The organism is Herbaspirillum frisingense GSF30 (genome assembly GCF_000300975.2).
Classification (GTDB): Bacteria; Pseudomonadota; Gammaproteobacteria; order Burkholderiales; family Burkholderiaceae_D; genus Herbaspirillum; species Herbaspirillum frisingense.
The window spans coordinates 188974-198290 of the sequence record NZ_AEEC02000006.1 but is presented as its reverse complement, the minus strand read 5'-3'; the positions used below and the strand labels follow the sequence as shown (position 1 = coordinate 198290).

General features: G+C 62.6%; 7 protein-coding genes. 5 read left to right on the top strand and 2 right to left on the bottom strand.

Annotated features, from left to right (window positions below):
* The 3 genes from HFRIS_RS06675 to HFRIS_RS06665 all read left to right on the top strand — a co-directional run.
* The coding region (locus tag HFRIS_RS06675) for a multicopper oxidase family protein (RefSeq protein WP_006462512.1) at positions 1-1108 on the top strand (1108 nt) is incomplete at its 5' end.
* Between the two features lie 62 nt (positions 1109-1170).
* Positions 1171-1461 carry a copper-binding protein gene (locus tag HFRIS_RS06670; protein ID WP_006462511.1) on the top strand — a complete coding sequence of 97 codons (291 nt, stop codon included), beginning with the start codon at positions 1171-1173 and terminating at the stop codon, positions 1459-1461.
* Between the two features lie 150 nt (positions 1462-1611).
* Positions 1612-3264, top strand: a complete 1653-nt coding sequence (locus HFRIS_RS06665) for a fatty acid--CoA ligase (protein ID WP_006462510.1) — start codon at positions 1612-1614, stop codon at positions 3262-3264.
* A 478-nt stretch (positions 3265-3742) separates the two neighbouring features.
* Here the strand turns inward: HFRIS_RS06665 and purU are convergent, their stop codons facing one another.
* Complete coding sequence (purU, locus tag HFRIS_RS06660; protein ID WP_006462509.1) at positions 3743-4612, bottom strand: formyltetrahydrofolate deformylase; 870 nt, start codon at positions 4610-4612, stop codon at positions 3743-3745.
* A 332-nt stretch (positions 4613-4944) separates the two neighbouring features.
* Positions 4945-5478 carry a bactofilin family protein gene (locus HFRIS_RS06655; RefSeq protein WP_006462508.1) on the bottom strand — a complete coding sequence of 178 codons (534 nt, stop codon included), beginning with the start codon at positions 5476-5478 and terminating at the stop codon, positions 4945-4947.
* Between the two features lie 836 nt (positions 5479-6314).
* On the opposite strand from HFRIS_RS06655, the gene HFRIS_RS06650 reads away from it, so the two are divergent.
* Together HFRIS_RS06650 and HFRIS_RS06645 are read left to right on the top strand one after the other, a co-directional pair.
* The gene (locus tag HFRIS_RS06650) at positions 6315-7031 is read left to right on the top strand and encodes a Pr6Pr family membrane protein (RefSeq protein WP_006462507.1); all 717 of its coding nucleotides are present in this window, start codon (positions 6315-6317) and stop codon (positions 7029-7031) included.
* Between the two features lie 437 nt (positions 7032-7468).
* Positions 7469-9187, top strand: coding sequence for an acid phosphatase (locus tag HFRIS_RS06645; RefSeq protein WP_006462506.1), 1719 nt, complete (start codon positions 7469-7471; stop codon positions 9185-9187).
* Positions 9188-9317 lie beyond the last annotated feature (130 nt).

The following is a 9317-nucleotide window of genomic DNA, read 5'->3' as shown; positions in this document are numbered from 1 at the left end:
AGCCAATCTGTGGGGCTACAACGGCCAGAGCCCTGGCCCCACCATCGAAGTGGTGGAAGGTGACCGGGTGCGCATCTTCGTGACCAACAAGCTGCCCGAGGCGACCTCGGTACACTGGCACGGCCAGCGCCTGCCCAACGGCATGGATGGTGTGTCCGGCCTGACCCAGCCGGCCATCCCGCCGGGTAAGACCTATGTCTATGAATTCACCGCCCGGCGCGCCGGTACCTTCATGTACCACCCGCATGCCGACGAGATGGTGCAGATGGCCATGGGCATGATGGGCTTCTGGGTCACCCATCCCAGGGACCCCGGCCAGATGCGGGTGGACCGCGACTTCGTGTTCCTGATGAATGCCTACGACATCGCACCCGGTGCGGCCGTCCCCAAGGTCAGCACCATGCTGGACTTCAATCTCTGGACCTGGAACAGCCGCGCCTTCCCCGGCATCGACCCGCTGGTGGTGCGGCAGAACGACCGCGTGCGCATCCGCGTGGGCAACCTGACCATGACCAACCATCCCCTGCATCTGCACGGTCACGAATTCAGTGTCACCGGCACCGACGGTGGCTGGGTGCCGCCCGCGGCACGCTGGCCCGAGGTCACCACCGACATCGCCGTGGGCCAGATGCGCGCCATCGAGTTCGACGCCACCGAGGAAGGCGACTGGGCGCTGCACTGTCACAAGGCCCACCACACCATGAACGCCATGGGTCACGACGTCCCGACCATGATCGGAGTGGACCAGTCACGGGTGGTCGAGAAGATCAGCAAGCTCATCCCCGACTACATGGCCATGGGTGACAAGGGTGGCTCGATGAACGGCATGGAGATGCCGCTGCCCGACAACACCTTGCCGATGATGACCGGGACCGGCCCCTATGGCCCCATCGAAATGGGCGGTATGTTCAGCACCGTCAAGGTACGCCGCCACCTGGCCCGCGACGATTACCGCGACCCCGGCTGGTACCGCGCCCCCAGCGGCACGGTAGCCCGCGAATGGCAGGGAGACATGCCCGAGGCCAGGCGCGCGGTCGGCAGCCATACCAAGCCGGCAGCACCGGCCCCGCTGGACGTGGTCAAGCCGGGCGGCCACCACGGCCACTGATCAGGCCATTGAACCAGCCGCCCCAACAACTTCAGCTTTACATCATCAAGAAAGGAAGCATCATGTTACGCACCCTCCTCCTCAGCCTGGCTCTCTCGCTGCCCGTGTTGGGCGTCCATGCCCAGGGCACGGCACCCAAGGTCGACGGCGAAATCCGCAAGGTCGACGCTACCGCCGGCAAGCTCACCATCCGCCACGGCGACATCCCCAACCTGCAGATGTCCGGCATGACCATGGTCTTCAAGGCCGCGCCGGACATCATCGGACGCGCCCATGAAGGCGAGAAGATCAGCTTCACCGCCGACCGTATCGATGGCGCGCTCACCGTCACCTCGCTGGAGAGCCGGAACTGATCAGCACCGACGGGTGCGGGGCGACGAACTGAAGGCGCGATGCCGGATGCAAATTTCGTCGCCCCGAGGGCCATTCCCCTGCGGCGTTGGCGTTATCATCGGTTTTTTCCAAAACAGGCCATCGCGCCGACACAACAGAGGAGACCCGGCATGCCCCAAGTGATCCAGCAAACGCCCTCGGCCTATGGCTATCCACTGCTGATCAAGCAATTGCTGCACAGCGCCCTGTCCACCGCCTCCGACCAGGAGATCATCTACGGCCAGCGCCGCCTCACCTATACCGGCTTCTACCAGCGGGTACAGCGGCTGGCCAATGTGCTCAAGGAAATGGGCGTCCAGGCCGGCAACACCGTGGCCGTGATGGACTGGGACAGCAACCGCTATCTCGAATGCTTCTTCGCCGTGCCGATGATGGGATGCGTGCTGCAGACGGTCAACGTGCGCCTGTCGCCGGAACAGATCGCCTACACCCTCAACCATGCGCAGGCTGACGTGCTGCTGGTCAATTCCGACTTCATGCCGGTGCTCAAGCAGATCCGCGGCGAACTCACCACCCTGACCCGCTGCGTACTGCTCACCGACGACGACACCCCCTGCCCGCGCGGCCCAGGCTTTGCCGGCGAATATGAAGAACTGCTGGCCCAGGCCGAGGCCAGCTACAGCTTCCCCGACTTCGACGAAAACGCCCGCGCCACCACCTTCTACACCACCGGCACCACCGGCCTGCCCAAGGGTGTCTACTTCAGCCACCGGCAACTGGTGCTGCACACCCTGGGCACCACCGCAGGCCTGGCACTGGCCCCGCAGCAAGGCCGCCTGCACCGCGACGACGTCTACATGCCACTGACCCCGATGTTCCACGTCCACGCATGGGGCCTGCCCTATGTCGCGACCATGGCGGGCGTCAAGCAGGTCTACCCTGGCCGCTACGTCCCCGACACCATCTGCCGCCTGATCCGCGAAGAAAAGGTCACCTTCTCGCATTGCGTACCGACCATCCTGCAGATGATCCTGTCATCGGAACAGGCCCGCCATACCGACCTCACCGGCTGGAAGATGATCATCGGCGGCTCCGCCATGACCGGCGCCCTGGTCAATGCCGCGCTGGAGCGCGGCATTGACGTCTTCACCGGCTACGGCATGTCCGAGACCTGCCCGGTCCTGACCCTGGCCCAGGTCGCCACCGCCGACCTTGGCAGCGACCGCGAAACCGCCCTGCGCCTGAAGACCGGCCGCCCGCTGCCCCTGGTGGCCTTACGCACGGTCGATGGCGAGATGAACGACTGCCCGCACGACGGCAAGAGCACGGGAGAAGTCATCGTCCGCGCCCCCTGGCTGACCCAGGGCTACCTGCACCAGCCCGAAGCCTCGGAAGACCTCTGGCACGGTGGCTGGCTGCACACCCAGGACATTGGCCACATCAACGCCGAAGGCTACCTGCAGGTCACCGACCGCATCAAGGACGTCATCAAGACCGGAGGCGAATGGGTATCGTCACTCCAGATCGAAGACATCATCGCCCGCCACCCCGCCGTCGCCGAAACCGCGGTCATCGGCATCCAGGACGGCAAATGGGGCGAGCGCCCGATCGCCCTGGTGGTATTGAAAAAAGACAGCACAGGCGTGAATGAAGAAGACATCCGCCGCCACGTCATGGCCGCTGCCGAAGCCGGCACCATCTCCCGCTACGGCGTACCTGACCGCGTCCAGTTCGTCACCGAACTGGCCCGCACCAGCGTAGGCAAGCTGAACAAGCGCGTCATGCGCGAGCAGTATCCGGCAAGAGAAAATGAAGTGAAGTAAGCCGCAAGCAATTCCCAAGGATGGCAAGATCGCAAAGCCGAAGGCGAGCAACCACCGCGAAGCCGAAGGCGAGCGACGCACCGCGAGGCCGAAGGCGAGCCGGACACGCTTTCCCCCTTGGGAGCCAGCCGCCGGAGTGAAGCGGCAAGTGGAACAGAAAAATAGTGGGAGCGAAGCGACTCTATTTTTCCCACTTGCTGCTTCACTCCGGCGGGAACCCTCCGCAGGAGGGCTGGCTCTTGGGGGCCGTTTTCTTTGCTTACTTTCTTTGGCGGGCCAAAGAAAGTGAGCGGCTGCCGGGCCGCCCCCGGCGCTCCCCTGAGACCGGAGAGAGAAAAAATTAAGTCAGTGCGCAGAACAGCACACCGTGCAGACTACCCTAGCCCACTCCACAACCCACCTAAAACACAAACCGAAGCACAAAACAAAAACGCCGCCCAGCCCAAGCCAGACGGCGTCCAAGTTCATACAGCAAGAATCAGTTGAAGATCACGGTCTTATGCCCATTGAGCAAAATCCGATGCTCGGTAAACCACTTCACAGCCCGCGCCAACACCACACACTCGATATCGCGCCCGATGGCAGTCAGCGTATCCGGCCCCATCGAATGATCCACCCGCTCCACCCCCTGCTCGATGATCGGACCTTCATCCAGATCACCGGTCACGAAGTGCGCAGTCGCCCCAATCAGCTTCACCCCCCGATCATGGGCCTGATAATAAGGCTTGGCCCCCTTGAAACTCGGCAGGAAGGAATGGTGGATATTGATCGCCCGCCCACGCAAAGCCTCGCACATCTCAGGCGAGAGAATCTGCATATAACGCGCCAGCACCACCAGATCGATCTGGTTCGCATCCACGATCTCCATGATCCGCTGCTCCTGCGCCCGCTTCACCTCAGCCGGCGCACCGGTAGCCAATGGCAGATGATGGAAAGGAATGTTATAGCTCGCCGCCAGCTGATAGAAATCCGTATGGTTCGACACGATCGCCGGAATCTCCACCGGCAGCAGACCACTCTTGTAGCGGAACAGCAGATCGTTCAGACAATGCCCGATCTTGGACACCATCAGCATCACACGCGGCTTCTTGCCCGCATCATGCAACTGCCAGTTCATCTGCAGCGCATCCCCCAGCACGCCGAAATCGGCCCGCAGCGCCGCATCCGACACCGCCGCATCCTCCAAAGAGAAATGCACGCGCATGAAGAAAAGCCGGGATTGCGCATCGCCAAACTGCGCCGAATCGATGATGTTACAGCCGTGATCGGCCAGGAAGCCCGAGACGCGATGCACGATGCCGCGCTGGTCCAGGCAGGACAAGGTAAGGATGTATTCCGGGTGAGCCATGAGAATGTACTGAAAAGCGCCAGCGTCCCCACAGGTAACGCCGGGTTGGCGTCACCACCGGCCTGGCAGGCCGGCTAAAAGGACGAAAGGCGCTATTGTCGCACGGCCGGGCGACGCGGACAAATCCCGCGCCATGGAGAAACGCCGCGCACACGACACGGCAGGCCAATGACACCGAAATCGGCACAATTGACCGCCAAAGCCCGTAGATAGCGACACAGACAAGCAGGTTTCCAGAAAGAAACCTGGCCACCCCATCGCCCACGCCACTACGCCAGCCCATCCTCGGATGGCGGCCGGTGCGCCGCACCCGCCACCACCCGCAGTGGCTCTCAGGCAGTCTTCTGCAGCAGATCCTTCTGCTCGTGCCCGCCACCGACCTGCAGATCGCCCGCCAACTGGCCGCCCTCTTCGATGACCAGCTTGCCGTAGCGGATCTTGCCGGTAACCTTGCCGCTGGCATAGATGACCAGCTTCTGGCGCACCGTGAGGTCGCCATCGAACTCGCCCCGGATCTCGGCCAGGTCGATCTCGGCCGAGCCCTTGAAGGCGCCACGTTCGGCGATCTGCACCACGCGGCAATTGATGGTGGCCTGCACCTTGCCTTCCACCACCAGGGTGTCGCAGTCCTCGATCTCGCCCTTGACCTTGATATTGGGGCCGACGGTGAGCTTGCTGCCGGTCTCCTCGGTCGCCGCAGGCGCGCTGCCGGTGGTGCTGGACACGGAAGAGGGATACTGATTGGGTTTATTGACGCTGGTCACATTGCCGCCTGTAGAAGAAGAGACGCTATTGCCCGCACTGCTGAACGGGGAGTTGGTCGAGCTGGTTTCGCGTTTGCCGAAGAGGGATTCCGAGCGAAGCATGTGATCTCCTGAAATGGTAGTGCCTGAAGCAAAAAAAATGACACGCGTCATGACGCGCGAAGAAGAGCATGCGCAACAGTGCGCACGCGAACGTAGCGTTGCCCCGGGTGACCGGCTGCAGATATCCGGAGGTTCGGCGGATATCCGGGCAGGTGATCAGCGACAGGACGCCACGCCCACAGGTCGAACCCTCCCGCAGCGATCGTCACGGTCGAGGACCGGGATGCGCCACCTGGAAGCGATGCCGCAGGGCATTGTCCGGGAGGAAACCTGTGCGTTTCGGCAGGATGCCTTTTGCAAAGTTCACGATAATTTTGTAACAGCGAAGAAGCCTTTCTCCGCAATGAATACAGGGCAAATTATTTAGATTTTGAAGCGCCTTGTAACTAAAAAAAATGTAACAGTTGCCTTCAATCCCGCGTCGCCTGCAGGCGACACCCATCCTTCTGCAATCCGCTCTGGATGCGACTCCCAAGGCCATCCATGTTTTTCCAAAACGGCCTTTCAGAAGCAGATACGCATCCCAAAAACTTAGTCTTTCAGATGCTCTGCATTCTCTACCTTTCCTGCTCCCCGGGGCTGGCACGGACGGAGAAATCCACCACCCGCAGCCGCATGAAGAGCAAAGAAGAGCAAAGAAGAGATGCAGAGACAGCCGACACAACGCGGAGAAAAACGCGCCAGGATGTGAGCCGATGTAAGCGATGAAAATGAATGTCATCGCGCCAGCACATCCGGGTCAGCCGATTTATGATGATGTCCTTTGACGATGTGCACGCTGCGCGCCCAGGCATCCGCCTGCCCTGCCGTAGCTGTCCCGCTGCCCTGATCACACCATGAGCCACGAACAGATCCCCTCGCCGGAATCGCTGGATTCCTTTGGCGCCCAACTTTTCCCGGCCCGGCGCGATTCCGCCGCAGCACGGGCGGTGGCCACACTGATCGCCGTCATCAGCTGGTTCGCCTTCGTGGCGCAGACCGATATCACCATCGGCCGCCTGCTGGCACGCGGCGGCGGCGTGCTGGATGGGCTGGACCGGCTGACCATGTACCTGACCAACCTCACCATCCTGATGAGCGCGCTGTGCTTTACCTCGCTGGCGTTTTCGCTGAAGACACCCCTGAGCCGCTTCTTCCGGCAGCCTTCGGTGATCTCGGCGGTGGTGGCCTATCTGGCCTTCGTGGGGATTGCGTACAACCTCTTGTTGCGTCATCTATGGACGCCGACGGGTTTTCGTGCGCTGGTCAATGAGAGCCTGCATACGGTGGTGCCGCTGCTGGCCATTGCCTACTGGATCTTCTTCGTGCCGGTGTTCCGGACCTCGCTGCGCAAGTCCCTGCTGTGGCTGGTGTACCCGCTGGGCTACCTGTTGCTCACGCTATGGCGCGGGGCCTTGTCGGGCTTCTATCCCTACCCCTTCATCGACGTCAATGCCCTGGGCTATCCGCGCGTGCTGCTCAATGCCAGCCTGCTGCTGGCCAGCTTCATCGCACTGATGGGCTTGTTCATCGCCGTGAACCGATCCGGCAAACCGGTCCTGCATCGACGCTAGTGCAAACCATCACCTACACGATGGGCGCAGTGATGGCCAGCAGCAGCATGAACAACATGGAGACGATGAAGCCGGTGGCAATGAACAGGTATTGAAAAGCTTTGAGCAAAATGATCCCCTCGACGAACTGATCCGCAGCGACCCGGGCGCCACGGCCCATCCCCTGGCCCGTCGCCCTGTCCAGCCCGGTTGCCGGGCCATGCTGCGCGTGATGCGCAGCCGGATACATCGTGTGATTGTAGAGGCATCCGGCCCCACGCCCGGCATCCTACCCTTTCCTTTACGCAATTTTTCATTGTCTCTTGGTGCAGGTTTCTTCACATTTTTAGCGTGAAACTTGCTCGATCAGGTAAAAGGACACATCCTTGTCATACGGTCGCGCTAAGCTCGCCCCGCAACGCGCCAACCCACAACAATATCCGACAGGAAACTCATCCATGAGCCAGCACGACGACGACATCGCCGGCAGTCAGCCCGCGTCCGAAGATTCCTTAACGCCTTCCCCCCATCCCGGCCGCCGCCGCTTCCTGGGCGGCATGGCCGCGCTGGGCGCCGGCAGCGCGCTGGCCGCCTGCGCCACCGAGGGCCAGGGTCCGGGCCCGGTGCCCTACCCCAGCGGCAATCCGGCCGATGCCGCGGCACTGGACCGCGCCCTGCGCGATAACGTCAAGACCATCGTGGTCATCTACGCCGAAAACCGCAGCTTCAACAACCTCTTCGCCGATTTCCCCGGCCTGGAAAGACCGCTGTCCTCGGTCAAGGCATCGGACTACCAGCAGCGCGACCGCGACGGCAGCCTGCTCAAGCAATTGCCGCCGGTCTGGAGCGGCGTGGCGATCCAGGAGCAGAGCATCGAAGGCGTGACCTACCCGGCCGGCAAGCAATACCAGAGCGACCTGCCGAATGCACCCTTCGCGCTCAAGGGGCCGCAAGGCGAAGCCCTGCCGCTGGGCCTGGTCACGCGTGACCTGTGGCACGTGTTCTACCAGAACCAGATGCAGATCAACGGCGGCAAGAATGACGGTTTCGTGGCCTGGGCCGACTCCGGTGGCCTGACCATGGGGCATTACGCCGACACCCGCTACAACCTGCGCCTGTGGGACGTGGCGCGCGAGTTCGTGCTGTGCGACAACTTCTTCCAGGGCGCCTTCGGCGGCTCCTTCCTGAACCACCAGTACCTGATCTGCGCCGCCCCGCCCTACTATCCGGACGTGATGAATTCGGTCTCGCGCACCCAGGTGGCCAAGACCCGCAACAACGATCCGCTCTCGCCGGAACTGGTACCGGCCGAAAACAGCCCGGCCAGCGCCCTGCAAGGCCCGCCCAAGTTCGGCCCCAGTGCGCTCACCCCGGACGGCTACGCGGTCAACACCATGGCCCCGCCCTATTGGCCGACCTGGAGCCGCGACCGCAACAACCCGGCCTATGCCGAACCCAACCAGCCCAGCGTGCTGGTGCCGCAGGTGCACGAACACATCGGCGACAAGCTCAACAAGAAGGGCATCGACTGGGCCTGGTATGCCGGCGCCTGGCAGGCCACGCTGGACGAGTTCAAGGACTCCAAGGGCATTCCCAAGATCCCCAATTTCCAGTACCACCACCAGCCCTTCAACTACTTCAAGAACCTGGGTCCGGACAATCCGGCCGAGCGCAACAAGCGCCTGCGTGACGGCGGCCTGGGCGACGAAGCGCGGACCAACCGCTTCCTGGCCGATGTCGAAGCCGGCCGTCTGCCACCGGTGACCTTCTACAAGCCCCAGGGCAACCTCAACCTGCACGCCGGCTATGCCGACATCGCCTCCGGCGACCGTCACATCGCGCACATCATCAAGAGCCTGCAGGCCAGCCCGCAGTGGAAGAACATGGTGGTGGTGATCACCTTCGACGAAAACGGCGGCTGGTGGGATCACGTGGCCCCGCCCAAGGGCGACCGCTGGGGTCCGGGCACCCGCGTACCGGCACTGGTGGTCTCGCCCTTCGCCCGCAAGGGAACGGTGGATCACACCATCTACGACACCGCCTCCATCCTGCGCCTGATCACCCGCACCTTCGGCCTGGAAAAGCTGGACGGTCTCAAGCAGCGCGACGACGCCATGATCACGCGCGGCCAGCAGCCCATGGGTGACCTGACCAACGCCTTGCAGTTCAAGGCCTGATCCGCCGCGACTGTTTTTTCGCTGATCGCTGGCAAGTCAACGCCGCCCCAGGGTCCACCTGCGGCGGCGTTGTCGTTCTGGCGGTTCTTGCAGGATTCAGGGGACTGCCAGAACATAAAAAAGAGCCGAG